The 23,690-nt window shown below is 66.6% G+C and carries 23 protein-coding genes and 1 riboswitch; of the genes, 7 read left to right on the top strand and 16 right to left on the bottom strand.

Annotated features, from left to right (window positions below; genetic code table 11):
* Positions 1-41 precede the first annotated feature (41 nt).
* From N2L00_RS15290 to gcvP, 5 genes are all read right to left on the bottom strand, one after another.
* Entirely contained in the window at positions 42-1,457 is a 1,416-nt protein-coding gene (locus tag N2L00_RS15290) for an L-serine ammonia-lyase (RefSeq protein ID WP_255765370.1), read from the bottom strand.
* Between the two features lie 11 nt (positions 1,458-1,468).
* Positions 1,469-2,776, bottom strand: coding sequence for a serine hydroxymethyltransferase (gene glyA, locus N2L00_RS15295; RefSeq protein ID WP_255765371.1), 1,308 nt, complete (start codon positions 2,774-2,776; stop codon positions 1,469-1,471).
* The gene (gcvH, locus tag N2L00_RS15300; protein WP_255765372.1) at positions 2,773-3,150 is read right to left on the bottom strand and encodes a glycine cleavage system protein GcvH; all 378 of its coding nucleotides are present in this window, start codon (positions 3,148-3,150) and stop codon (positions 2,773-2,775) included. The genes glyA and gcvH overlap by 4 nt, the downstream gene beginning before the upstream one ends.
* Positions 3,151-3,468: 318 nt before the next feature.
* Entirely contained in the window at positions 3,469-4,599 is a 1,131-nt protein-coding gene (gene gcvT, locus N2L00_RS15305; RefSeq protein ID WP_255862313.1) for a glycine cleavage system aminomethyltransferase GcvT, read from the bottom strand.
* A 12-nt stretch (positions 4,600-4,611) separates the two neighbouring features.
* Entirely contained in the window at positions 4,612-7,461 is a 2,850-nt protein-coding gene (gene gcvP, locus N2L00_RS15310) for an aminomethyl-transferring glycine dehydrogenase (RefSeq protein WP_255765374.1), read from the bottom strand.
* A 148-nt stretch (positions 7,462-7,609) separates the two neighbouring features.
* Positions 7,610-7,715: riboswitch (glycine riboswitch) on the bottom strand.
* 291 nt (positions 7,716-8,006) lie between these two features.
* On the opposite strand from gcvP, the gene cycA reads away from it, so the two are divergent.
* A complete protein-coding gene (gene cycA / locus N2L00_RS15315) occupies positions 8,007-9,497 on the top strand; it encodes a D-serine/D-alanine/glycine transporter (RefSeq protein ID WP_255862312.1) in 1,491 nt (496 codons plus the stop codon).
* 7 nt (positions 9,498-9,504) lie between these two features.
* On the opposite strand, the gene N2L00_RS15320 is transcribed toward cycA, so the two are convergent.
* From N2L00_RS15320 to N2L00_RS15340, 5 genes are read right to left on the bottom strand one after another with little or no spacing between them, the layout of a single operon-like run.
* Positions 9,505-10,134, bottom strand: coding sequence for an alkaline shock response membrane anchor protein AmaP (locus N2L00_RS15320; protein ID WP_255862311.1), 630 nt, complete (start codon positions 10,132-10,134; stop codon positions 9,505-9,507).
* Positions 10,135-10,165: 31 nt separating this feature from the next.
* Positions 10,166-10,780: a DUF6286 domain-containing protein gene (locus N2L00_RS15325; protein WP_255862310.1), complete on the bottom strand. Its 615-nt coding sequence runs from the start codon at positions 10,778-10,780 to the stop codon at positions 10,166-10,168.
* Complete coding sequence (locus N2L00_RS15330) at positions 10,777-11,184, bottom strand: alkaline shock response membrane anchor protein AmaP (protein ID WP_255765378.1); 408 nt, start codon at positions 11,182-11,184, stop codon at positions 10,777-10,779. The genes N2L00_RS15325 and N2L00_RS15330 overlap by 4 nt, the downstream gene beginning before the upstream one ends.
* Positions 11,181-11,360: a hypothetical protein gene (locus tag N2L00_RS15335; protein ID WP_227919989.1), complete on the bottom strand. Its 180-nt coding sequence runs from the start codon at positions 11,358-11,360 to the stop codon at positions 11,181-11,183. The genes N2L00_RS15330 and N2L00_RS15335 overlap by 4 nt, the downstream gene beginning before the upstream one ends.
* A 30-nt stretch (positions 11,361-11,390) precedes the next feature.
* Positions 11,391-11,951, bottom strand: a complete 561-nt coding sequence (locus N2L00_RS15340; RefSeq protein ID WP_255862309.1) for an Asp23/Gls24 family envelope stress response protein — start codon at positions 11,949-11,951, stop codon at positions 11,391-11,393.
* Positions 11,952-12,152: 201 nt separating this feature from the next.
* On the opposite strand from N2L00_RS15340, the gene N2L00_RS15345 reads away from it, so the two are divergent.
* Both N2L00_RS15345 and aceB read left to right on the top strand, forming a co-directional pair.
* Positions 12,153-12,794, top strand: a complete 642-nt coding sequence (locus tag N2L00_RS15345) for an RNA polymerase sigma factor (RefSeq protein ID WP_255862308.1) — start codon at positions 12,153-12,155, stop codon at positions 12,792-12,794.
* 104 nt (positions 12,795-12,898) lie between these two features.
* Positions 12,899-14,497: a malate synthase A gene (aceB, locus tag N2L00_RS15350; protein ID WP_255862307.1), complete on the top strand. Its 1,599-nt coding sequence runs from the start codon at positions 12,899-12,901 to the stop codon at positions 14,495-14,497.
* On the opposite strand, the gene N2L00_RS15355 is transcribed toward aceB, so the two are convergent.
* Together N2L00_RS15355 and N2L00_RS15360 are read right to left on the bottom strand one after the other, a co-directional pair.
* Complete coding sequence (locus N2L00_RS15355) at positions 14,494-15,525, bottom strand: alpha/beta hydrolase (RefSeq protein WP_255862306.1); 1,032 nt, start codon at positions 15,523-15,525, stop codon at positions 14,494-14,496. The genes aceB and N2L00_RS15355 overlap by 4 nt on opposite strands.
* Positions 15,522-16,667, bottom strand: a complete 1,146-nt coding sequence (locus N2L00_RS15360; RefSeq protein WP_255862305.1) for an alcohol dehydrogenase catalytic domain-containing protein — start codon at positions 16,665-16,667, stop codon at positions 15,522-15,524. Before N2L00_RS15360 ends, N2L00_RS15355 begins: the two co-directional genes overlap by 4 nt.
* 168 nt (positions 16,668-16,835) lie before the next feature.
* On the opposite strand from N2L00_RS15360, the gene N2L00_RS15365 reads away from it, so the two are divergent.
* Both N2L00_RS15365 and ald read left to right on the top strand, forming a co-directional pair.
* Positions 16,836-17,294, top strand: a complete 459-nt coding sequence (locus N2L00_RS15365) for a helix-turn-helix domain-containing protein (RefSeq protein ID WP_255862304.1) — start codon at positions 16,836-16,838, stop codon at positions 17,292-17,294.
* Between the two features lie 123 nt (positions 17,295-17,417).
* Positions 17,418-18,536, top strand: coding sequence for an alanine dehydrogenase (ald, locus tag N2L00_RS15370; protein ID WP_255862303.1), 1,119 nt, complete (start codon positions 17,418-17,420; stop codon positions 18,534-18,536).
* Positions 18,537-18,604: 68 nt separating this feature from the next.
* On the opposite strand, the gene N2L00_RS15375 is transcribed toward ald, so the two are convergent.
* Complete coding sequence (locus N2L00_RS15375; RefSeq protein WP_255765386.1) at positions 18,605-19,939, bottom strand: MFS transporter; 1,335 nt, start codon at positions 19,937-19,939, stop codon at positions 18,605-18,607.
* 303 nt (positions 19,940-20,242) lie between these two features.
* Between N2L00_RS15375 and N2L00_RS15380 the strand changes: the two genes are divergently transcribed.
* Positions 20,243-20,746, top strand: a complete 504-nt coding sequence (locus N2L00_RS15380) for a MarR family winged helix-turn-helix transcriptional regulator (protein ID WP_255862302.1) — start codon at positions 20,243-20,245, stop codon at positions 20,744-20,746.
* A gap of 2 nt (positions 20,747-20,748) precedes the next feature.
* Here N2L00_RS15380 and N2L00_RS15385 read toward each other — a convergent pair whose 3' ends face one another.
* A complete protein-coding gene (locus tag N2L00_RS15385) occupies positions 20,749-21,345 on the bottom strand; it encodes a TetR/AcrR family transcriptional regulator (protein ID WP_255862301.1) in 597 nt (198 codons plus the stop codon).
* 112 nt (positions 21,346-21,457) lie between these two features.
* On the opposite strand from N2L00_RS15385, the gene N2L00_RS15390 reads away from it, so the two are divergent.
* The gene (locus N2L00_RS15390; protein WP_255862795.1) at positions 21,458-22,018 is read left to right on the top strand and encodes an NADPH-dependent FMN reductase; all 561 of its coding nucleotides are present in this window, start codon (positions 21,458-21,460) and stop codon (positions 22,016-22,018) included.
* Between the two features lie 66 nt (positions 22,019-22,084).
* Here the strand turns inward: N2L00_RS15390 and N2L00_RS15395 are convergent, their stop codons facing one another.
* Both N2L00_RS15395 and N2L00_RS15400 read right to left on the bottom strand, forming a co-directional pair.
* Positions 22,085-22,273, bottom strand: coding sequence for a hypothetical protein (locus N2L00_RS15395; protein ID WP_227920034.1), 189 nt, complete (start codon positions 22,271-22,273; stop codon positions 22,085-22,087).
* Between the two features lie 31 nt (positions 22,274-22,304).
* Positions 22,305-23,264, bottom strand: a complete 960-nt coding sequence (locus N2L00_RS15400) for a lantibiotic dehydratase C-terminal domain-containing protein (protein ID WP_255765390.1) — start codon at positions 23,262-23,264, stop codon at positions 22,305-22,307.
* Between the last annotated feature and the right edge of the window lie 426 nt (positions 23,265-23,690).

Consider the following 23,690-nt stretch of genomic DNA (forward strand, 5'->3'; position numbering starts at 1 on the left):
GGGGTATCGCACAAATCACACGCTGTACGTGAGACAGCCGGTCAGCACTCCACCACATTCACGGCCAGCCCGCCGAGCGCGGTTTCCTTGTACTTGGAGCTCATATCGCGGCCGGTTTCCCGCATCGTCACAATGACTTCATCCAGCGAGACCCGATGTTCGCCGTCGCCCCAAAGTGCCATTTTGGCGGCATTGACAGCCTTCGCGGCGCCGATGGCGTTCCGCTCGATGCAGGGCACCTGCACCAGCCCGCCGATCGGATCGCAGGTCAGGCCGAGGTTGTGCTCCATGGCAATCTCGGCGGCGTTTTCCACCTGTTCCGGGGTACCGCCCAGGATTTCGGCCAGCCCGGCGGCGGCCATGGACGACGCCGATCCCACCTCGCCCTGGCAGCCCACCTCGGCGCCGGAAATGGAGGCCTGCTCCTTGTAGAGCACCCCCACGGCGGCGGCGGCAAGCAGGAAGCGGACCACGACGTCGTCGCGCTGCTCCGGTGTGGCGTTCTCCATGCCCGGACCGTAGTGGGTGGCGTAGAACATCACTGCGGGGATGATGCCCGCCGCGCCGTTGGTGGGGGCGGTGACTACGCGCCCGCCGGAGGCGTTTTCCTCGTTAACGGCCAGTGCCACGAGGTTCACCCATTCCTGCCAGAACTTCGGGTCCCGGTTCGGATCCTCGGCGCGCAGCCGGGTGTGCCAGGCCGGCGCACGACGGCGGACCTTCAGTCCGCCGGGCAGGAGGCCGGTGCGGCGGATGGCGGAGTTCTTGCACTCCTCCATCACGTCGCGGATGTGCAGCAGGCCGGAGCGGATCTCCGCTTCGGTGCGGGAGGCCAGCTCGTTGGCCAGCATCACTTCGCTAATGCTCAGTCCGCTGCCGGTGCAGTGCTGCAGCAGCTCGACGGCGGTGCGGAAGGGGTACGGCAGGTCGGATTTGCTGGCCTCGAGTTCCAGGGCATCCGCCCGTTCTTCACCCTCGCGGACAATGAAGCCGCCGCCCACGGAGAAGAAGGTAGCGTCCCGCAGCACGGAGCCGTCGGCGGCCAGGGCGGCGAACTTCATGCCGTTGGTGTGCCGCGGCAGCACCGTCAGCGGGTGCAGCACGATGTCCGCCTCGCCGTACTCCAGCGGGCAGGCCACTGCACCGGGAACCTGCGCGCACAGCTGCAGTTTCCGGGTCGCCTCAATGTCGGCCAGCCGCTGCTCCACCTGTTCGGGCAGGATGAGTTCGGGGGCGAAGCCCTCCAGACCCAGCAGCACTGCAGTCATGGTGCCGTGGCCCCGGCCGGTCGCCGCGAGGGAACCGTACAGGTCCACCCTCAGGCCGGCGACGTCGGCCAGGCTGCCGGCGTCGACCAGCTCCGCCGCGAACACGGCAGCGGCACGCATCGGCCCCACCGTGTGGGAGCTCGATGGGCCGATGCCCACGGTAAACAGGTCAAAAACGCCGACAGCCAAGGTAGTGCTTCCTAACGGTTTGCCGCAGCGGGGGCAGCAGCGAGATCCGCCACCTCCGGGTACAGCGGATGGGCCTGCGCGAGAGCGGTAACTCGTTCGCGCAGCGGTGCCAGATCGGTGTCCTCACCGGCGATGAGAGCCTGGGCAATGATGTCCGCGACTTCCCGGAATGCGTCTTCACCGAAGCCGCGGGTGGCCAGGGCGGGGGTGCCGATCCGCAGGCCCGAGGTCACCATGGGCGGCCGCGGATCGAACGGCACGGCGTTGCGGTTCACGGTGATGTCTATCTGCGCGAGACGGTCTTCGGCTTCCTGGCCGTTGAGGGCCGCATTGCGCAGGTCCACGAGCACCAGGTGCACATCCGTGCCGCCGGAGACCACCGAGATGCCGGCGGCAGCGACGTCGTCGGCCAGCAGGCGTTCGGCAAGGATCCGGGCGCCGGCGAGCGTGCGCTCCTGCCGCTCTTTGAACTCGGGGGTGGCTGCAATCTTGAAGGCTGTCGCCTTGCCGGCAATCACGTGTTCCAGCGGTCCGCCCTGCTGGCCCGGGAACACTGCAGAGTTGATCTTCTTGGCAATGTCGGCGTCGTTGGACAGGATGATGCCGCCGCGGGGACCGGCAAGGGTCTTGTGCGTGGTGGTGGTGACCACGTGGGCGTGGGGGACGGGGCTGGGGTGCAGTCCCGCGGCCACCAGACCGGCGAAGTGGGCCATATCCACCATCAGGAAAGCACCCACCTCATCCGCGATGCGGCGGAATTCGGCGAAGTCCAGCTGGCGGGCGTAGGCGGACCAGCCGGCCACGATCAGCTTGGGCCGGTGTTCCTTGGCAAGGGCCTCTACTTCGGCCATGTCCACGCGGTGGTCCTCTTCGGACACGTTGTAGGGGACCACGTTGTAGAGCCGGCCGGAGAAGTTGATCTTCATGCCGTGCGTCAGGTGCCCGCCGTGCGCCAGGGACAGGCCCAGGATGGTGTCTCCGGGCCGGATCAGGGCGTGCATAACGGAGGCGTTGGCCTGCGCGCCGGAGTGCGGCTGGACGTTGGCGAAGCCCGCACCGAACAGGGACTTGGCGCGGTCGATGGCCAGCTGCTCAATGACGTCCACGAATTCGCAGCCGCCGTAGTAGCGCCGTCCCGGGTAGCCTTCGGCGTACTTGTTGGTCAGCACCGATCCCTGGGCTTCCATGACGGAAACGGCGGTGTGGTTCTCGGAGGCGATCATCTCCAGGCCCTGCTGCTGCCGGCGGAGCTCGTTGTCGATCTGCGCTGCGACCTCGGGGTCAACTACCGCGAGGGAGTCGTTGAGGTAATCGCTCACAGTTCGCCGCCGTTCTTTTCCGCGTATTCCTCGGCGCTGAGCAGTGCGCCTTCACTCGTGGCATTAACGGTGAACAGCCAGCCGGCACCGTACGGGTCCTCGTTCAGGAGGGCCGGATTGTCGATGGCCTCCTGGTTGATCTCCACGATCTCGCCGGACACCGGCGCGTAGAGATCCGAGACGGACTTGGTGGACTCAACCTCGCCGCAGGTTTCGCCGGCGGTCACGGTGTCGCCGACGGCAGGAAGGTCAACATAGACGACATCGCCGAGGGCGTCTGCGGCGACAGCTGAAATGCCGACGCGGACGGGGCTCGAGGAGTCTACCCACTCGTGTTCGGCGGAATAGCGGAGTCCTGCGTTTACTTTGCTCATCTGTTTGCCTTTCGAAGCTGTGTCGGGTGCGTTCGGGTCTGGTTCAAAGTCTAGGCCGGGGCGTCGGAAGCGCGGCATTCTGCCGCCCTTAGCGTTCCAGATCCTGCCCTCCTCCTCGCAAGCTCGGAGAGGGGACCCTGGATCTTTCACTGCCTCGCTCGTTCCTCGTTCGGCGATGCGGGGCTACACGAACGCCGCGCCGCGCGCACCGTTCAAAGGTGTCAGAAACGTGCTCACCTACACACGTGAGCCGCTGTCTGTACCTTGCCCACAGCGTCACCCCGCGCCGCCGTCACAAGAATCTTTTTGTCTTGGGCGTTACTGCTTGCTGCGCTTATAGAACGGAAGTTCCACAACCGTGAAGGGTTCGGGTTTGCCACGGAGGTCCACTGAGAGGGCCGTGCCGGGCTCCGTGAATGGCGTATCCACATAGGCGAGGGCGATAAGGAAGCCGAGGGTCGGGCTGGGAGCACCGGAGGTGACTTCGCCGATGACCGTTTCGCCGTCGCTGCTGAGGACCGGATAGTGGCTGCGCGCCGAACGGCGGCCGGAGCCCTTGAGGCCCACGAGGCGGCGGGCCGGTCCGGCGGCCTTCCGGGCTTCGAGGGCGGCACGCCCCACGAAGTTCCCCTCCTTGGAGAGGGCGACGACGGGCCCCAGGCCTGCGGCGTACGGGTCCGTGTCCAGCGTGAGCTCGTTGCCGTAGAGCGGCATCCCGGCTTCCAGACGGAGCGAATCGCGGCAGGCCAGACCCGCCGGAATCAGCCCCCGGTCCTCACCCGCAGCCAGCAGCGCAGACCAGAGGGCCGCGGCGTCGTCGTTGGAGACGTAGATCTCGAACCCGTCTTCGCCGGTGTACCCGGTGCGGGCCACGAGCAGGTCCAAGGTCCGCTCCCCCGCCCGGATGCCCACCGTGGCCGCGGCGTAGTACTTCATCCCGGTGACGGTCTCAGCCTGATCGGCGGGGACCAGGTCCAGCAGGATCGCTTCGGCCACCGGGCCCTGGACGGCAACCAGCGAGGTTTCCGCCGAGACATTGTTCACGGCGACGTCGAAGTCCTCGGCGCGGGACGCCAGTTCGGCGGCCACGGTGTCCGCGTTGCCCGCGTTGGGCACCACCAGGTAGGAATCGTCGGCGAGCCGGTAGCTGATCAGGTCATCGATGATCCCGCCGTCGTTGTTGGTGATCAGCGAATACTTGGCGCGTCCCACCTTCACTGCGGAGAGTTTGCCGACCAGGGCGTAGTCCAGGAACGCCCCGGCGTCGGGCCCGGAGACCTCCACTTCACCCATGTGGGAGAGGTCGAACAGCCCGGCTGCGCTGCGCACGGCCTTATGTTCGGCCAACTCGGAGCTGTATTTCAGGGGCATCTGCCAGCCGCCGAAGTCGGTGAAGGAAGCGCCCAGCTGTTTGTGCGCCTCGTAGAGCGCCGTGTACTTCTCAGTCATGGAATGTTCCTTCTAGTTTTCGAAGTCTTCGATGGGCGGGCAGGAGCAGATCAGGTTCCGGTCCCCTGCGGCGCCGTCAATGCGGCCTACCGGCGGGAAGTACTTGTCCATGCGCAGGCTGCGCAGCGGGAAAGCGGCCTGTTCGCGCGGGTAGGCGCGGTCCCATTCATTGGCTGCCACGACGACGGCGGTGTGCGGGGCATTGCGCAGCGGGCTGCCTTCGAGGGTGAAGTCCCCGGCCGCCACCTGGTCGATTTCGGCACGGATGGCGATCATCGCGTCGATGAAGCGGTCCATTTCGCCCAGGTCCTCGGACTCGGTGGGTTCCACCATCAGGGTGCCGGCCACCGGGAAGGACAGCGTGGGGGCATGGAACCCGTAGTCCACCAGCCGCTTGGCCACGTCCTCGGCGGTAACGCCGGTTTTGGCGGTCAGTTCCCGCAGGTCCAGGATGCACTCGTGCGCCACCAGTCCACCCTTGCCGGTGTAGAGCACGGGGTAGTACTCGTTCAGCCGGGCAGCCACGTAGTTCGCCGCGAGCAGGGCGTGCTTGGTGGCGCTGGTCAGGCCTTCACCGCCCATCAGGCTGACGTACGCCCAGGAGATGGGAAGCACGCCGGCGGAGCCGAAGCGGGACGCGGACACGGGAATGTCCTCGCCGCCGGTCCAGGTGGCGGCATCGCCGGGCATGAAGGGCGCGAGGTGCGCCTTGGCTGCCACGGGGCCGACGCCGGGACCGCCGCCGCCGTGCGGGATGCAGAAGGTCTTGTGCAGGTTCAGGTGGGACACGTCGCCGCCGAACTCACCCGGCTGCGCCAGGCCGACCAGCGCGTTGAGGTTGGCGCCGTCAATGTAGACCTGGCCGCCGGCCTCGTGGACCGCTTCGCAGACGTCGCGGACGTCGTCGTCGAACACGCCGTGGGTGGAGGGGTAGGTAATCATGATGGCGGCGAGGTTTTCGCGGTTCGCATCGATCTTGGCGCGCAGGTCCGCGTGGTCGATGGCGCCGTCGTCGGCGGTGGCCACCACCACCACCTTCATGCCGGCCAGCACTGCGGAGGCGGCGTTGGTGCCGTGCGCCGAGGCGGGGATGAGGCAGACAGTGCGCTGTTCGTCGCCGCGCGAGTGGTGGTAGCCGCGGATGGCAAGCAGCCCAGCCAGTTCACCCTGCGAACCGGCGTTGGGCTGGATGGAAACCGTGTCATAGCCGGTGATGACCGCGAGCTTCTCCTCCAGGTCCGCGATCAGTTCGCGCCAGCCCTCGGTCTGGGAATCCGGAGCGAACGGGTGGATGGAGGCGAACTCCGGCCAGGTCATGGCCTGCATTTCGGCGGTGGCGTTGAGCTTCATGGTGCAGGAGCCCAGCGGGATCATGGTGCGGTCCAGGGCCAGGTCGCGGTCCGAGAGGCGGCGCAGGTAGCGCAGCATCTGGGTTTCGGAGCGGTAGGAGGAGAACACCGGGTGCGTCATGAACTCCGAGGTACGCAGGATCCCAGCCGGCAGGTCGAAGCCGTCCGCCGCTTCCACGGAGGCGGCACCGAAGGCTGCGGCGACGTCGGCGATCACGGCCGGCGTCGTCGTTTCGTCGGCGGAGATACCCACGGTGTCCGCATCGATCCGGCGCAGGTTGATGCCCTTCGCCTCCGCGGCGGCGATGACCTCCGCAGCGCGGCCGGGAACGCGGGCAGTAACGGTGTCGAAGAAGGACTCGTGCAGCAGTTCGACGCCAGCGGCCTTCAGTGCGGTAGCCAGCGCCCGGGCGGAATCGTGGGCGCGGCGGGCAATCGCGGTGAGGCCTTCGGGGCCGTGGTAGACGGCGTACATGGAGGCCACGATGGCCAGCAGCGCCTGCGCGGTGCAGATGTTCGAGGTCGCCTTTTCGCGGCGGATGTGCTGCTCCCGGGTCTGCAGCGCCAGGCGGTAGGCGGGGGTGCCGGCGGAATCCTTGGAGACGCCCACCAGGCGGCCGGGCAGGGAACGCTCCAGGCCCTTGCGGACGGCCATGTAGGCGGCGTGCGGTCCGCCGTAGAACAGGGGAACGCCGAAGCGCTGTACGGAGCCGACGGCAATGTCCGCGCCCTGCTCACCGGGAGGCGTGATGAGGGTCAGGGCCAGCAGGTCCGCGGCCACGGTGACGAGCGCCCCGCGGTCCTTCGCCTCGGCGATCAGGGCGGAGGAGTCGCGCACCACGCCGGAGGCGCCGGGCTGCTGGAGCACAACGCCGGCCAGCTCGCCTTCGGGCAGGCCGTCGGCAAGGTCGGCAACAATGACGTCGAAGCCGAGCGCCTTGGCCCGGCCCTTCACCACGGCGATGGTCTGCGGGAAGAGCTCCGAGTCCAGCACGATGGCGCCGTTGCTGTGGGACTTGTTGGACCGGCGCATCAGCAGCACGGCCTCGGCCACGGCAGTGGCTTCGTCCAGCAGGGACGCGTTGGCGATGGGCAGGGCGGTGAGGTCCTGGACCATGGTCTGGAAGTTCAGCAGCGCTTCGAGCCGGCCCTGGGAGATTTCGGGCTGGTAGGGGGTGTAGGCCGTGTACCAGGCCGGGTCCTCGACCACGTTGCGCAGGATCACCGGAGGGGTGTGGGTGCCGTAGTAGCCCTGGCCGATCATCTGGACGGCCGTCTTGTTCTTCCCGGCAATCCTCCGCAGGGCCGCGAGGGTTTCCTCTTCGCTCTTCGCCGGATCCAGGACCAACGGGAAATTCTGCCGGATCGCGGCGGGGACGGCCATGTCCACCAGACCGTCAAGGGAGTCGTAGCCGACGGCTTTGAGCATGGTTTCCACGGCGTCGGCGCGGGCACCGATGTGCCGGTCCACAAACGCGGCGGCAAGAGTAGAGGAGGACGGTTCTACAGGCATGTGAGGCTCCAGGAAAGGCAGACGGGGGTACGTCGACGGCGACGGCTCCTCCCCGCTCTGTATTGGACCTGAGAGATTCCGCGGGTGTACTTCCGCTTGCACCGTCGGTGAGTTTCCGGCGCGGCCGGGAACTGCTTTCCAGAGTTGCCTCGCTGTGGCGGTACGGGGGCCTGAGAGATTCCCGGGGAGGGTTTGCTCCTACGGCGCCCGCCGATGCTGATGCGCATCCGGCGGGACTCTCCCGCCACGGCTGATAAAGGCATATTCAGTTGGAACTGCTGATGTGACACGGCCAACTTTAGCCTGCCCCCGGCAGCGCCTCAACCCTCAGACACGCCCGGGCGCGGGTGCCGGCTTCCGCCCGGGAAGCCTTCCGAACCCCCGTGTGACCTGCAACGTCACAGCTGCCTGAATTTGACGGGGCCTGTTAACGGCTTCCAAACTGAAATGTCGGCGGCAGCGCCAACATCCAGGTTTGCCTTATCGGGCGGCATAGGCGATTACGGCGGATGAGCTGCCGGCGGGTGCCTAAAAGAGAGATTTCAATGTCTGAGCACATAACCCGCCCACCAAGCGACAGTTCTGTTTCCGCGCCGCAAAACAGTGCGGAAGAACCCCACCTCGCCCGTTCCCTGTCCAGCCGGCACATCCAGCTGCTGGCCATCGGCGGGGCCATCGGCACGGGATTGTTCATGGGGTCAGGCAAGACCATCTCCGCGGCCGGCCCGTCAGTGATCTTCGTCTACGCGATCATCGGCTTCATGCTCTTCTTCGTTATGCGGGCCATGGGCGAGCTGCTGCTCTCCGACCTTCGTTACAAGTCCTTCACCGACTTCTCCGCGGACCTGCTGGGTCCCTGGGCAGGCTTCTTCACGGGCTGGACCTACTGGTTCTGCTGGGTGGTCACCGGCATTGCCGACGTGGTGGCGATTGCCCACTACGTCACCTTCTGGTGGGGCAACGCTCCCCTGTGGATCCCGGCCCTGGCCTGCATCCTGGTCCTGCTGGCCCTGAACCTGCCGACGGTCAAGGCGTTCGGCGAAACCGAATTCTGGTTTGCGCTGGTCAAGATCGTCGCCATCCTGACGCTCATCGTAGTTGGGCTGGTCATGATCCTGACCGGCTTCACGCACGGCGACGGGGTTACCGCCGGCTTCGGCAACCTCTGGGAACACGGCGGTTTCTTCCCCACCGGCCCCATGGGCTTTGTCGCCGGCTTCCAGATCGCGGTGTTCGCGTTTGTCGGCATTGAACTGGTGGGCACCACCGCGGCGGAAACCAAGGATCCGGAAAAGAACCTGCCCCGGGCCGTGAACTCCATTCCGATCCGTATCCTGCTCTTCTACGTAGGCGCCCTGACCGTCCTGATGGCTGTGATCCCGTGGGACGAATTCAGCGCCGACGAAAGCCCGTTCGTGGGTATGTTCACCTTGGCCGGGCTTGGCACCGCCGCAGCCATCGTGAACTTCGTAGTGCTGACATCCGCGGCATCTTCAGCGAATTCCGGGATATATTCCACTTCGCGTATGGTTTTCGGCCTGGCGCAGGAGGGCGATGCTCCCCGTCAGTTCGGCCGCCTCTCCCGGCGGAAGGTCCCCCAGAACGCGCTGTTCTTCTCCTGCACCTTCCTGCTGGCCGGCGTCGCCCTGCTGTACGCGGGCGAATCCGTCAGCGCGGCATTCACCTTGGTGAGCACCATTTCGGCCCTGTGCTTTATGTTCGTCTGGTCCATCATCCTGATCAGCTACCTGGTGTACCGCAGGCGCCGGCCGCAGCTGCATGAGGCGTCGAAGTTTCCGATGCCCGGCGGCGTCATGATGGCCTACCTCGTGCTGGCGTTCTTCGTGTTTATCCTGTGGACGCTCACCACCCAGGCAGACACCCTGCAGGCGCTCCTCGTGACCCCCGCGTGGTTCGTCCTGCTGGGCATTGTCTATGCCGTCCTGCGGCGGACCCCCGTGCATCAGGCGCGGGTGGCTGCACACCACGACGACGTCGCCCGCGAGCGCGCTGCGCTCCCCGCTGCGAAGCCATAAGCGGCGCCTAGTACACCACCGTTCCCCGGGAGCTGACCGTTGCGCCGCCTCCCGGGGCGCCGGCTTTGCTGCTGGCGTCTATCTCCAGTCCGAAGGTATTCAGCGGCACCTCCAGGGCCGAGACCAGGTGCGGCACCACTTCCTGCTGGATCCGGGCGATCACGCCCTGCACGTCGGCGTCGGAATTCACCGTCACCTTCATGGCCAGGTCCGGCTCGTCCGCAGTGCCGCGCAGGCGGACGGTTGAGCCCACCACGCCGGGCAGCTGATCCGTCTCATTGCTGACGGCGGAGGCCAGCACCTGCGGATCACACACGGTGACGCCGTGCGCCGGGTCTTCCTGCAACCGGAATGTCCCCGCCGGCCAGGCCCGGGGAATCTGGGCTTGAAGCCACCACAGCCCCAGGATGCCAAGGATCACCCCGGCCAGCAGCATGCCCCAGGGCACGTACTCCCCGGCCAGGAACCCCTGGCCGTCGGATTCGGACAGCACCCGGTCCGAACGGCCCGGGCTGCCCCCGATGAGGCGGTCCAGGGTTCCGCTGGCAATAAGTGCTGCCAGCACTCCTGCCGCAAGGAACAGGACCCCGAGGATAATCAGCCACGTCCGGTTGGCCCTACCTGAATGGTGCCGCATTGCCCCTGCCTTCCTCTCCTGGTCCCGTCTGTCAGTCCCGCGTCCGAATGGTTGCCGTGACTTCCGGCACCGGATCCAGTCCGGTGGCGGCCAGGCGGGAGCGCACCCCGTCCACCACCCAGTGCTGCAGATCGGTGGTGCCGTGCAGCGCCGTCCGCACATCCAGATGGACCTTGCGCGAGGACGCCGTCGCAGAGGCGGTGGCCACCCCGTCAATGTGGTCGCAGGTGGATGCCGCCAACCGCGCAACTGCACGCCGGCTCATCACCACGGTTTCCCCTCCCCGGACCGACGGAACGCCGCCCGCTTCCCCCGCTCCGGGCAGCCCCGGCATATTCACCGGCTTTGCCCGCAGCGGCAGTGCGGAGAAGTCACCGGGGACCATTCCGCACAGCAGCAGGATCAGCCCGATCAGGAGCAGCACTACGGCACCGGTCCAGCCCCGGGTGCTGTCCCACCCGGTCTCGGAGAGCCAACGCAGCGGTTCCGTCACGAAGGCCGGCCAACTCCCCTGAATGAGGCGGGCGACGGCGGCCCAGACCAGGCTTACACCGAGCGCCAGCATCACGATGGCGGAAATTGCTGCGGGAACGGAGCGGCTGGGCCTGCGCCGCATGGACACCGGCGGCGGGATCTTCGCATTCATTGCAGTTTCCTTCGGCCACGCGTATCCCGCTGCGGCGGCTTCAGCCAGGCAACCGTAATGTCCACCTGCCGCACCTGGACTCCGGTCAGCTCGGTGACCCGCTCCGTGATCCGGCGGCGCAGCTGCTCGGTGGCCTGGCGCAGCGGCATCGGATACGGCAACCCCACAGTGACCTTGAGGCTGGCGACGTTTCCGGCCAACTCCACGCTGGCATCCGGCCGTGCGGAAAGATCCGCCCGGCTGCCGATACCAAGGAATCCTCCGGAGCTTCCGCCTGCAAACGTTTCATCCCGGGCTACCTGGCTGGCCGTTTTTTCCAGCACCCGCCGGGCCAGGACGGTTTCGCCGCGGTCATCGGCATCCCGCCCCGAAACCAGCGACGGCGGAGCCGAGGGAATGCTCATCGGCTTGACGCTTTACCGAGCATTCCCGCCACGTCCACCTTCCCATCCGCCACCAACCCCACCAGCAGCCCGATCAGGCCGAACAGCAGCGTAATGAGGAACGCCAGCCAACCGCCGAAGGCCAGCACGATTCCCAGCACCAGCCCGATTAACAGACACCACCGCGTTGCGGACATGGAGTCCTCCTTTTGGTTGTTGTACGGCCCTTACTCCAGGCTCTTGGACGGGCTGGAGGGCTGCTGGTCGTCCTGGTCCTCGTTCTCATCCGGCAGGTGGACATCGGTGACATTCACGTTCACCTCCAGCACTTCCAGGCCGGTGGCGTTTTCCACGGACCGGATGACGTTGCGCCGGATGCCCTGGCTCACCTCCACCACGGAAAAGCCGTACTCCACCACGATGCTGACGTCGATCGCGGCCTGGCGTTCGCCCTTTTCCACCGTGACGCCGTTGCTGACGTTGGTCTGCGAGCCCGGGATCCTTTCGGTCATGGAACTGAAAGCACGCCGGGCGGCATTGCCCATGGCATGCACGCCCGGCACCTCGCGGGTGGCCATGCCTGCCAGCTTCTGCACCACGGTTTCCTCGATGGTGGTGTCGCCCCGGGGTGTGTGCAGCGGTCCGGTCCGGCGCTCGGCGTCAGCCGACGGCGACGCGGAGGAGCCGCCCTGCCCCTGGGGTGAACCCTGTCCGGTCTGCATACTCTGGGCACCCTGCGGATTGGCCGTAGCGGACGTTGCCCCCGCTGTCTTTGATGGATCTGCCATGGGAATCATCTCCTGCGTTCATTGCGGATGCACCGCGCGCGTCCCTTACAGAGTTAATGACGTGCGAAGGACCGAATCGTCACGGCAGAACCGGGACTTCGACCGTCTTTCGCCCGGTCCGTCCTGCGGTTATTCCTTGATGGCCGCCGTTCTGGGACAATCGAGCCACGTCCGGCCGCTGCCGGACGGGACAGGGACACCATGGCGGGATCCGAGCTGCCGCAGGCGGCGCATAACGGCGGGAGATCCCCGCGCACCGGGCCAGGGCACCGGTATCCGGACGAGGCGGCCCTGGTCGCACTGGCCCGCGGAGGAGACCTTCCCGCCTTCGAGCATCTTGTGGCCATTTACCAGCGCAGGTTGTTCCGGCTCGCCTACCGCATGCTTCGGGACCGCGGTGATGCCGAGGACGTCGTGCAGGACACGCTGACGGCCGGCTGGCGGATGCTCCCGACCTTGAACCGGGAGGAAGCCTTCGGCGGCTGGGTCTACCGGACGGCCACCAACCGCTGCCTGGACGTCCTTCGGCACCGCACTTCCCACCCGCAGGACCTGCCGGGCGCCGATCCGCTGGCCGACGCCGCCGCGGTCGCCACCGCCCGCGACTCGGACCGGGAAGCGGATCCGCACCGCACGGCGGAGGTGGCGGCAGAATTGGACGCCCTGCGGCGGGCCCTCTCCCTGCTTCCTGCGGATCAGCGGGCCTGCTGGCTGCTTCGTGAAGTCCATGGACAGAGCTATGCGGAGATCGGCGCTGCGCTGCGGATCAGCCCGCAGGCCGTGCGCGGACGGTTGTCGCGGGCCCGCGAACACCTGTCAGCAGCCATGACGCCGTGGCGGTAATCCCTTGTAATTCCACTTGTCAGACAATAATATCCACGATACGGAAGAAGTAACCGGCATCACTTTTATTGCTGTCCACCGGCATTGCCACAGGGAGAATCATTATGGCCATTGAAGTAACCGACTCCTCGCCCGCCGAAGGAGCGGAACACATCCTGACCCCCGAAGCGCTGGAATTCATCGAGGAACTCCACCGCCGCTTCCGCAGCACCCGCGACGAGCGGCTTGCCGCCCGCGCCGTCCGCCGCCAGGAAGCCGCCTCCACCGGCCGACTGGATTTCCTGCCCGAGACCGCCGACATCCGCAGCGGAGACTGGAAGGTGGCCGAGGCACCCGCCGCCCTGCAGGACCGCCGGGTGGAAATGACCGGCCCGGCTTCCCCCGCCAAAATGGCCATCAACGCCCTGAACTCCGGCGCCAAGGTCTGGCTGGCCGACCTTGAAGATGCCTGCACCCCCACCTGGCACAACGTGGTGGATTCGCAGGTGAACCTCTACCGTGCCGCACGCAATGACCTCTCCTTCACCTCACCCGAGGGCAAGGAGTATGCACTGCGCACCGATGCCCCGCTCGCCGTCGTCGTAATGCGCCCGCGCGGATGGCACCTGCCCGAAAAACATGTGCTGATCGACGGCGAACCTGCCGTTGGCGCCCTGGTGGATTTCGGACTCCACTTTTTCTCCAATGCCCGGCAGCTGCTGGACAACGGACAGGGACCGTACTACTACCTGCCCAAGATGGAAAGCCATCTGGAGGCACGGCTCTGGAACGACGTCTTCAACTTCGCCGAGGAGTACGTGGGCGTGCCGCAGGGCTCCGTCCGGGCCACCGTCCTGATCGAGACCATTCCTGCTGCCTTCGAAATGGAGGAGATTCTCTACGAACTGCGCGATCACGCCTCCGGCCTGAACGCCGGGCGCTGGGATTACCTCTTCAGCATGATCAAGGTCTTCCGCGACGCCGGGAAGGACTATCTGCTGCCGGACCGGGCCGACGTCTCCATGACCGCACCCTTCATGCGCGCCTACACCGAACTGCTCGTGAAGACCTGCCACCGCCGCGGCGCCTTTGCCATGGGCGGCATGGCGGCCTTCATCCCCAACCGGCGTGAGCCTGAGGTGACGGCCGCCGCCCTGGCTAAAGTGAAGGCGGACAAAACCCGTGAGGCCGGCGACGGCTTTGACGGTTCCTGGGTGGCCCACCCTGATCTGGTGCCCGTCTGCCGGGAGGTCTTCGATGACGTCCTGGGCGACAAGCCGAACCAGGTGGACCGGCAGCGTGAAGACGTGTCCGTCACTGCCACCGACCTGCTCGACGTCAGCACCGCCGAAGGCTCCATCACGGAAGCAGGGCTGCGGTCCAACCTCTATGTGGCCGTCAACTACGTGGCCGTCTGGCTCTCCGGCAACGGTGCCGTTGCCATCCGGAACCTGATGGAGGACGCTGCCACTGCGGAGATTTCCCGCTCCCAGGTCTGGCAGCAGGTCCGCAACAACGTGGTGCTTGAGGATACCGGCGAGACCGTCTCCGAGGAGCTCGTCAGCCGGATCCTGGCCGAAGAAACGGAACGGCTGCGCGGGGAGGTGTCGGACGAAATGTTCACGGGGTACTTCGAGCCGGCCAGCCGGATCATCGGGGAGATCAGCCTGTCCAAGGACTACACGGACTTCCTGACCCTGCCGGCGTACGAGCTGATCGACTAGCCCTCGGGCGGGCGGGCCTTGCCGAAGTGCGGCAGGGCCCGCAGGTAGCCGCTCCCCCAGCGGGTAATGGCGTTGTACGCCTGTGCCCGGACCGCCGGTGCGGACAGGAACACGTCGTGCATCGCATTGGGGATCCGGTCCACGTTCACGGTGGAGCCCAGGGAGAGCGAGCGGTGAGCCACCACGTTGACGTCCAGCACGACGTCGGAGCGCGCCGCATCTTCCGACCAGCGCGGATGCAGGTAGCTGTTGTCTGACAGCAGCACCAGCACAGGCAGCTGCAGCTGCAGTCCCGCGGCGACCGTTGCCTGGGCGGAGAACACTGCATGCAGGAAAGCGACCGTGACCGGGAACCCGCGCACGGGACGCCATTCGGTGTCGTACTGCCATTCCCCGCCGAACGCCGCAGACACCGTCCGGGTGTAGATTCCGGGGTCAACCGGCGGCAACGGGCGGCGCGGGTGATGCTGCGCCTCCAGGCTGACCAGCGGTGAAATAACCCGGCGGGCCAGTTCCGTGGCCTGGAATTCCAGCCACGGACTGTTCAGGATCAGGGCTGCGGCCCGGCCGGGGTGGCGCTGCGCCCAGAGCGCCAGCGTCAGGCCGCCCGTGGAGTGCCCAAGCAGGATCAGCGGTCGGGCGTCGGCCGCGTCCTGCCCCATGGCTTCCAGTGCTGCACCCACATCCGCGTCATAGTCGCGGAGGTCCTGGACATAGCCGGGTTCCTCCCCCGGGCGCAGGCTGCGCCCGTAGTTGTGCAGGTCAACGGCGAAGAACCGCGCACCCTGCCCGGCCCAGTAGCGCGCCAGCTCGGTCTGGAAGAAATAGTCCGACCAGCCGTGCACGTAGAGGACATCCGCCGTCGGCCCGGACGCGGGCGGGTCGGACGGCGGGTCCGACGGCGTGTCCGACGGCGTGTAGCGGACCAGGGTGGCAACCTTGCCGCCGGGCAGGTCCAGGGTCAGCTGGTCGAATCCCTCACCCAGGATGTCCGGTTCCCACCGGCGCCGGGGGCGCGGGTTGCTCATGCAGAAGCGCCGTCGGGCTCGAAGCGGATGACCTGGCGGATGGCGAGGCCGTCCGCCAGGGTATCCATGGCCGAGTTGATGTCCTCCAGCGCAATAGTGGAGGAGACCAGTTCCTCCACGGGCAGTTTCCCCTCCCGCCACAGCTGCGCGTAAACCGGGATGTCCCGGGCAGGAACGGCGGAACCGAGGTAGCTGCCGATGATGGTCCGGGCTTCGGCGGTCAGCGTCAGCGGCGTGATTTCGGAGGTTTGGTCCGGGGCCGGCAGCCCTACCGTGACGGTGGTACCCCCGGGGGCCGTGATCCGTACGGCCGTTTCGAAGGCGCGGGGATGGCCGGCAGCCTCGATCACCAGCGCGGGCCGGATGCCGGCGTCGAGCGCCTCCTGCGGCGTATACACGGCGTCGGCTCCGAGCTCCCGGGCGCGTGCCAGTTTCTCCGGCAATGAGTCAATGCCGATCACACTGTGCACGTCCAGGGACAGTGCCGTCAGGAGCGCAGCCATGCCGACGCCGCCGAGCCCGACGATCGCGACGTCGTCGTCCTTGCCCGGACGGGCCGGGTTCAGCACCGCGCCGCCACCGGTGAGGACGGCGCACCCCAGCAGGGCCGCCACGTGCGGCGGAATGTCGTCATCGACGGGTACCACTGACTTCCGGTTGACCACGGCATGCGTGGCGAAGCCGGAGACGCCGAGGTGATGGCGTACTTCGCCGCCGTCCGCGGCGGTCAGGCGCATCCCGCCGTCGAGCAGCGTGCCGGCATTATTCGCTGCGGATCCCGGGATGCAGGGCATCTTGCCCTCGGTCCGGCAGCCCGCACATTCACCGCAGCGGGGCAGGAAGGCCATCACCACGCGCTGTCCGACGGCGAGGTCGTCCACGCCCTCGCCCAGCTCCTCCACCTTGCCCGCGGCCTCGTGCCCGAGCAGCATGGGCAGCGGCCTCACCCGGCTGCCGTTTACCACCGACAGGTCCGAGTGGCACAGGCTCGCAGCCTCGATGCGCACCATGATTTCCCCGGGCCCGGGCGGCTGCAGCTGGAGGTCCTGGACCACCACCGGCCGGGACTGAGCGTAGGGGCGCGGGGCGCCGATGGTCTGCAGGACCGCGCCGCGGATGGACCGGGTGCTCTCGGTGCCCATGAACTCTCCTTCGAGTAGATTTCGAACCGGCTTCCGGTCCCTTTCGCGATACGCCAGCACTATTCCACCACGAAGAACCCGGGCCGTCCCGCTGTTTCCGCTGCCCGAACCGCCTCAACACGGCACCGGTGCCCGCCCGCCCGCCGTTCCACTGGCAAGATTAGGGCCATGAATGAGAGTTCCAGGACCGTACCGGCGCTGCCGGACAAAGACACCCTTGCGCTGAAGCGTGCGTTGGCTGCCGGCGATGTCACCGTCTTCGTGGACGGTACGGCGCTGCGGCTGCCCGACGCCGCCCGGGACGCTGTGCTGGACCTGCTGTCCCGTCTCGCGGCGGGCGCCCCCGTGACCGTGTCCTCGGAGCCGGCGGCGCCGGTGGATCCACCGCTTCCGGCCGGATCCGTGCCGCTGCTGACCACTTCCCAGGCGGCCGCTGCTGCCGGCATCTCCCATACCTACCTGCGCAACCTGACGGATGCCGGGATTATCCCGGTCCAATACCGCGGCTCGCACCGCCGTATCCGGATGGAAGACGTCCAGGCCTGGCTCGACTCGCAGCAGGCCGCGAGGGCAGCCAAAGCAGCCGGGGAAGCAACCGGGAACAGCGCGGAGACTCCCGGCACCTGATACCGGAAGTCCGCCGGCGGAAAACCGGCTCCCGGTGCCACTGCACGGCCGTGTGGCGGGGACCTATGCTGGGGATGTGTCGGCGGACACCCCGCCGGCTGACCCTACTGACGGAGCAATACTGTGATCATCGGTATCCCCAAGGAAATCAAGAACAATGAATTCCGTGTAGCAATAACCGCCTCGGGCGTGCACGAACTGCGCTCCCATGGCCACCAGGTGCTGGTACAAAGCGGTGCCGGCACCGGCTCGAACATTACGGACGCGGAATACACCGCCGCCGGGGCGCAGATCCTGGACTCAGCCGACGACGTCTGGGCCCAGGCAGCCATGATCCTCAAGGTCAAGGAGCCCGTTGCCTCCGAATACCGGCATTTCCGGCCGGGCCTGATCCTCTTCACTTACCTGCATCTGGCCGCGGAGCCGGAACTGACGGCTGCCCTGCTGGACCGCGGAGTCACCGCGATCGCCTATGAGACCGTGCAGCGCGGCCGGGCCCTCCCCCTGCTGGCACCCATGTCCGAAGTAGCCGGGCGGCTTTCGGTCCAGGTAGGTGCGCAGTCCATGATGGCCCCGGCGGGCGGGCCCGGCCTGCTGCTGGGCGGCGTTCCGGGTGTCCGGTCGGCCAAGGTCGTGGTGCTGGGGGCCGGCGTGGCCGGAACCAACGCGGCGGCGGCGGCCGTAGGCGCCCATGCGGACGTCACGGTCCTGGACATCAATATCGACCGGCTGCGGGAGCTCGATGAGCTGTATGCCGGCCGGATCAAGACGGTGGCATCCAACGCCTTCGAGATCGAGCGGGCCGTAGTGGATGCGGACCTCGTGATCGGCTCGGTACTGGTCCCCGGGGCACGGGCTCCGAAGCTGGTCACCAATGAGATGGTTTCGCGGATGAAGCCGGGAAGCGTACTGGTGGACATCGCGGTGGACCAGGGCGGCTGCTTCGAAGACAGCCACCCCACCACGCACGAAGATCCGACTTTCCGGGTGCACGGCTCCCTGTTCTACTGCGTGGCCAACATGCCCGGTGCGGTTCCGAATACTTCCACCTACGCGTTGACCAACGTGACGCTGCCGTACGCGGTTTCGCTGGCCAGCCTCGGTGTGGCCGGCGCCTTTGAGAAGCACCCGGACCTCGCGCACGGGCTCAACATCGCCGGCGGCCGCGTCACCCACTCATCGGTCTCTGCAGCCCACGGGTTGGAGCTGGCCTCGGAGTGGCCTGATTTGGTGACTTCCTAGCAGTTCCACCGGCGACCGTCCGGTCCGCGGCCGTTTGGATCGGACGGCGGCGGATCGGACGGCGGGAGTCAGTGAACCGGTGCGGCAGCCTTGGGGCTGGGGCCGCGAAGGACCGGCTGGCCGAGCATGGAAATGATGACGGCGCCCAGTGCCATCGGGATAACGAACAGGAAGTACAGGTCACCGGGCGTCCAGCCGCCGTCCATCAGGGTGCCGGCCAGGATCGGCGAGATGATGGCGCCGATGCGGCCCATGCCGATCACCAGTCCCAGGGCGGTCCCGCGGACCTCGCTCGTGTAGTAGGTGGGGCTGATCGCCAGCATGCCTGCGATGGGCGCATTGGAGCCGAACCCTACCAGCGCCGCCGCGAACAGTGCCCAGCCAAGCGAACCGTTGGTCGAGTTGGCGAACACGACGAAGGTGGCTGCCCCAATCACGAAGAACACGGCAAGGACCCTGCGCATGGGGAAGCGCGCCCCCAGCAGGCCCAGCAGGACGCCGCCGACAATCGCGCCGACGCTGAAAAGCACTCCTGCGTTGATGCCGTCCTGGGCGGTGAACCCGCTTTCCGCAATCAGTCGAGGGGTCCAGGAGTTCGCGAAGTAGAAGCTCGCCATGAGGACAAAGTAGGCCATGGCCAGCAGGATGGTCCGGCGGGCGTTGTAGCCGGTTAGGACGTCCGCAAAACGGGATTTGTTCTGCTCGACGGCGACGGATTCCGGCAGCTCATCCACGGCCGGCTGCCGGATGGCCCGCAGGCTGCGGTTGACCCGTTCCAGTGCGCCGGCCGGCCGGCGGGTCAACAGGTAGTCGACGGATTCCGGGAATACCTTCATCACCAGCGGGATCATCAGGAGGGTGACGACGGCGCCGAACAGGAACGCGGAACGCCAGCCGTATTGGCTGATCAAGACGCCGCTGATCAGGCCGCCGAGGACGCCGCCGATCGGCTGTCCGATGCTGACGAGGGACAGGGCGGTGGATCGGCGCTTGGCGTTGGAGAACTCAGAGGCAAAGACGCTGATGGTGGACTGGAGCGTTCCAATGGCCACGCCCGTCAGGAGGCGCAGAATCAGCAGCACCCCATAGTTCGGGGCGAAGTAGGAGGCCAGCATGCCGGCGGCGACAATGCAGACACCGATCAGCAGCGTTTTCTGGCGCCCGATAATGTCTGAGACCGTCGAGACGAAGATGGATCCGACGGCCATGCCCACGAGTGCGGCGCTGAGCAGGTAGCCCAGCTGTGCACCGTTCAATCCCCACTCTTCGGCTACATGGCTGGCGCTGAAGGCCATGACCAGGACATCGAAGCCGTCGATCATGTAAAGGGTGGTGCAGATGGCGATAATAGCCACCTGCCGGGGGCTCATCCGCGAATCTTCGATCCGTTCCTTAATTTGCACCAAACAAAGCTAACTGAGAACTACGTCACAAAAAGATTCCGTGTCGCCGGACATCGGAATCGTTACAGACCCGGCACCGGCTCAGCAGGCGGCGGCGCGGTCTGATCCCGCTTGTCCGGCGTGGATACTTCACAATAGGATGACCATTGGTCAAGACGTGGCCACAGGCTGCTTGCCAGCCGCACCCAAATGTTAAACCTCCGAGGAACCAGTGCCGTTTTGCCACGTCTGCCCCCGCGACACCTTTTTCCTGAGCGCCCCTAAGACCACGGTTACGCGCTTGTCCGTCAGCTTCCGCACATCGTGGGCGGCAGCGTGACGCCGGCCCGCGGCGAAGAACCAGCTTCGGGCCCCACCCCCGGCCTGAACACCGTCTCCGGTTCCGAGCCCGCCGCGGCACCGGGCTATTTCCCCCGGCTCCTCTCGGCAGCTGCCCATGTAAAACACATCGCCTCAGACAGTGCACTGGACCGGTTCGGCCTGAACCGGGACAGCTTTCACCTGCTTGGCTGCCTTGCCTCAGCGCCGGCTACGGAAGCTGAGCTGGCCAAGGCCGCCGGCCAGTCCTCAACGGCTATAAGAGTCCACCTCCTGCAGCTCCAGTCCTCCGGATACTCCGCCCGGGACGGATCCGGGATCTGGTCGGTTACGGAGGCAGGCCTCAACGTCATGGAGTGCGCCAATCTGGCCCAGGCGGAAGCGACCCTGGACGCAGAGGACAGCCAGGAACTGCGGCAGGCGCTGCGCACCCTCATCTCCTCGCTTCGGCTCGAGCAGCCCGAAGGCGGCACGCAGAAGGAACCCTGAGCTCAGGAACCCGCGGGGCGGGCAAGCGCGCCCACCAGCTCCTCCCACCCCGTCTCCAGGCGGGACAGGCTCATGCCTTCCTCGCCGCGCAGGTGGAGAAGCAGGCCTGCATCCAGGAAGGCCATCAACTGGTAGGCGGCGAGTTCCGGGTCCGGAACCGTGCCGGTCAGCCGGAGCAGCCCGGCGAGGTGTCGGCGTGCAAGGCTCCGGGACGGATGCTGGTAGCGGGTCCGGGGATCGACGTCGGCGGCCCGGGCCAGCTCGCCGGTCACGGCCAGCGATGCCAACCGTGCCAGGCCGAAGGCAAGCAGCCGGTCCCTGGGCGGCGCCCCTGGCCCCAACGGGGGCGGACCGAACAGGTAGGCGGTCCGGAACCCCTGCTCGGCATGGTCCAGAAGCGCCTGCATCAAGCCGGCACGGGAGCCGAAGCGCCGGAACACCGTCCCCTTGCCCACGTGTGCGCGCTCGGCAAGGTCATCCATCGTCAGGGCGTCCGCACCGCCGGCGGCCACGAGTTCCAAAGCTGCTTCGAGCAGGCGGTGATGGTTCCGGGCGGCATCCACCCGGATACCCGCTTGTGATGGTCCTCTCCCGCCCATGCGGGCCAGTGTATCGCCGTGGGGAATAAAATCGGACTGTAGTCCGCTTAAGGCCTAGAAGAAGAATCCGTGCCCGTGCCCCCAAGGCGGCGCGGCCAAGACAGGAGTTCCAATTTTGAGCACCACCATCCTGACCCTCGTCGGCAGCCTCCGCGCCGGTTCCATCAACCGCCAGCTCGCTGAAGCCGCGGCCGTCGGCGCTCCGGAAGGCGTCGAGGTGAAGCTCTTTGAGGGGTTGGGCGAAATTCCGTTCTACAACGAGGACATTGATGTGGAGGGGCTCGTCCCGGAGGCAGCACAGGTACTGCGCGACGCCGCCGCTGCGTCCGACGGCCTGCTGCTGATCAGCCCCGAGTACAACGGCACCATGCCTGCAGTGCTGAAGAACGCCATTGACTGGCTGTCCCGCCCCTTCGGCGCCGGTGCCATCTCCGGTATGCCCACCGCCGTCATCGGTGCCGCCTTCGGCCAGTACGGCGGCGTTTGGGCACAGGACGATGCACGCAAGTCGGTCGGTATCGCCGGCGCCCGCGTAGTCGAGGAAGTGCGCCTGGCCATCGGCGGATCCGTAACGCGTTACGCCGGACTGCACCCGCAGGATGACCCGGACACCGTGGCCCAGCTCGGCGAGGCCGTCCGCGTTCTCGCTGAGGCGTCTGTCTCCGTAGCCTAGGCAAAACAGACAGAAAAGAGGGACGGACCGTCACGGGTCCGTCCCTCTTCTGCGTTCGGCGTCCTGCTAGTACCAGACCTCGTCCGCCCAGGCCGCGTCCCTTAGGTATTCACGCGCCGGACCAACATTCCAGGCTTCGCCGTAGGGCGCCAGGACGCCGCTGTTCTTCAGATCCGCCAGGACGTCTTCCGAGCAACCGAGGACCGAGCCGAGTTCCTGCGCGTCCGCTACCACTACTTCTTCATGATCGGCCACCGGATGGGCCCCCTTCCCATTGTGCGCAGGTTCAGCGCTTATCGAGCAGAACTGATTCCCGTTCCGGACTCCAGGTCCGTGCGTACAATCCCATGGCCGCTTCCTCGCGGAGGCTCAGGCCCAGGCGGTTCAGGAGCATGTGCGCCTGGTAGACCGTCAGGTGCTGGGCGCTACGGCTCAGCCGGGCCTTGTCCGCCCGATACAAATACGTGTCAATGCCCCGGAACCAGCGCCGCCGCCAGTTTTCGACGGCGGATTCGGCTGCCGTCGCTGCCATTAGCCGGTGGGTGGGCATGACCTTCGCGCCCACCTGGACCGTCATGGCCTGCCGCACACCGGCTGCCCGCGGGCCGAACCCTGCCGTGCAGCTGCGCAGGTGGCTGTCCCAGTAGTAGTCCCAGGAAAGGCGGCGCCGGTCCGGCCACGCTGATGCCCGGGGGCCTTTCATCATGCTCCGGGCCGCATCGAACAGCAGGAGCGATCCCAGTGCCCAGCGGTTCTGGACCTTGGGGAAGCGTGCGGTCGCCCAACTCGCCAGATCGGAAGAGAGCTCGAAAACCTCTTCGGCGAGGGAAAGTCCTTCCACACCGCCGTATTTCGCGAGGTCTGCTTCAATGCGCGGGTCCTGCGGCTCGCCGCCGCCCGGGCTGAGCCGGTCCGTTGCCGGCTCGCTGAACTGCTGGCTGGTTTCGAGGTGGCCGATGACACCGCTGGACTGGTCCTGCAGGGCCACCATCAGCGACTGCAGCCGGTCAAGCGTGCTTGTAGGTGCGAGCACCCGGAGTTTTACATGTGCGTTGGCCGGATCCGAGCACCGCGTGAAATACCAGCGCTGCGCGCCCAGGAGCTGGGCCTGAGCCGCCAGCGGGGTAACCAGTTCTCCGATGATGCCGTCCGCTACATCAAAGCCCCCGGTATGAATGGAGAGCGACCACCAATGAGTGCCCGGTTGCGTCCGTGAGGCTGGTCGAACTGCAGCTAGCTGGCTCATATGCGTCTTTCCCCTCGGGGTGCGGTTACCGCCACTGGGCGGCCTTTCAGTGTTCTAGTGTTCGAGTTACTTGTCTATGGCCCCTTGGGGGCCTCAGTTAGAACCAATCCCAGCTCTTCATGATTGCTATCCCCCTTGGGTCTTGGGCTGTTGCTCAGCCGGCGCCTTGATTGACTCCGAAAGCTTCCCCCGCCGCTGCACGGCCTGTAAATAGCCTCCGCTGCCCGGTTCCTGACATGTCCGGATGTGGACCCTCGGGGTTCCTTATCCCTATTGCAGCCGGGACGGAAAGCCCCATGGCCTGAGGTTTTCCGCGGCAGGAACTTTGCACCGCCGCCGTTGGCATTAACCGGCCATGTCCTGCATTCCAAAGTGTGTTGCGGTCACAAAACACTTTTGTCACATGCGGCCCGGAAACCGGGCCCG

This window comes from Arthrobacter sp. zg-Y1171 (genome assembly GCF_025244845.1).
In the GTDB taxonomy this organism is placed as follows: domain Bacteria; phylum Actinomycetota; class Actinomycetes; order Actinomycetales; family Micrococcaceae; genus Arthrobacter_B.

Excerpts from the sequence above, each read along its gene's own strand:
- N2L00_RS15330 (WP_255765378.1), bottom strand. The coding sequence starts at position 11,184 with ATGAGCATTCCCTCGGCTCCGCCGTCGCTGGTTTCGGGGCGGGATGCC.
- N2L00_RS15320 (WP_255862311.1), bottom strand. The coding sequence starts at position 10,134 with ATGCGGCACCATTCAGGTAGGGCCAACCGGACGTGGCTGATTATCCTC.
- N2L00_RS15345 (WP_255862308.1), top strand. The coding sequence starts at position 12,153 with ATGGCGGGATCCGAGCTGCCGCAGGCGGCGCATAACGGCGGGAGATCC.
- N2L00_RS15340 (WP_255862309.1), bottom strand. The coding sequence starts at position 11,951 with ATGGCAGATCCATCAAAGACAGCGGGGGCAACGTCCGCTACGGCCAAT.
- gcvH (WP_255765372.1), bottom strand. The coding sequence starts at position 3,150 with ATGAGCAAAGTAAACGCAGGACTCCGCTATTCCGCCGAACACGAGTGG.
- N2L00_RS15365 (WP_255862304.1), top strand. The coding sequence starts at position 16,836 with ATGAATGAGAGTTCCAGGACCGTACCGGCGCTGCCGGACAAAGACACC.
- N2L00_RS15355 (WP_255862306.1), bottom strand. The coding sequence starts at position 15,525 with ATGAGCAACCCGCGCCCCCGGCGCCGGTGGGAACCGGACATCCTGGGT.
- gcvT (WP_255862313.1), bottom strand. The coding sequence starts at position 4,599 with ATGACTGAGAAGTACACGGCGCTCTACGAGGCGCACAAACAGCTGGGC.
- N2L00_RS15325 (WP_255862310.1), bottom strand. The coding sequence starts at position 10,780 with ATGAATGCGAAGATCCCGCCGCCGGTGTCCATGCGGCGCAGGCCCAGC.
- N2L00_RS15360 (WP_255862305.1), bottom strand. The coding sequence starts at position 16,667 with ATGGGCACCGAGAGCACCCGGTCCATCCGCGGCGCGGTCCTGCAGACC.
- N2L00_RS15400 (WP_255765390.1), bottom strand. The coding sequence starts at position 23,264 with ATGAGCCAGCTAGCTGCAGTTCGACCAGCCTCACGGACGCAACCGGGC.
- gcvP (WP_255765374.1), bottom strand. The coding sequence starts at position 7,461 with ATGCCTGTAGAACCGTCCTCCTCTACTCTTGCCGCCGCGTTTGTGGAC.
- aceB (WP_255862307.1), top strand. The coding sequence starts at position 12,899 with ATGGCCATTGAAGTAACCGACTCCTCGCCCGCCGAAGGAGCGGAACAC.
- N2L00_RS15385 (WP_255862301.1), bottom strand. The coding sequence starts at position 21,345 with ATGGGCGGGAGAGGACCATCACAAGCGGGTATCCGGGTGGATGCCGCC.
- cycA (WP_255862312.1), top strand. The coding sequence starts at position 8,007 with ATGTCTGAGCACATAACCCGCCCACCAAGCGACAGTTCTGTTTCCGCG.
- N2L00_RS15335 (WP_227919989.1), bottom strand. The coding sequence starts at position 11,360 with ATGTCCGCAACGCGGTGGTGTCTGTTAATCGGGCTGGTGCTGGGAATC.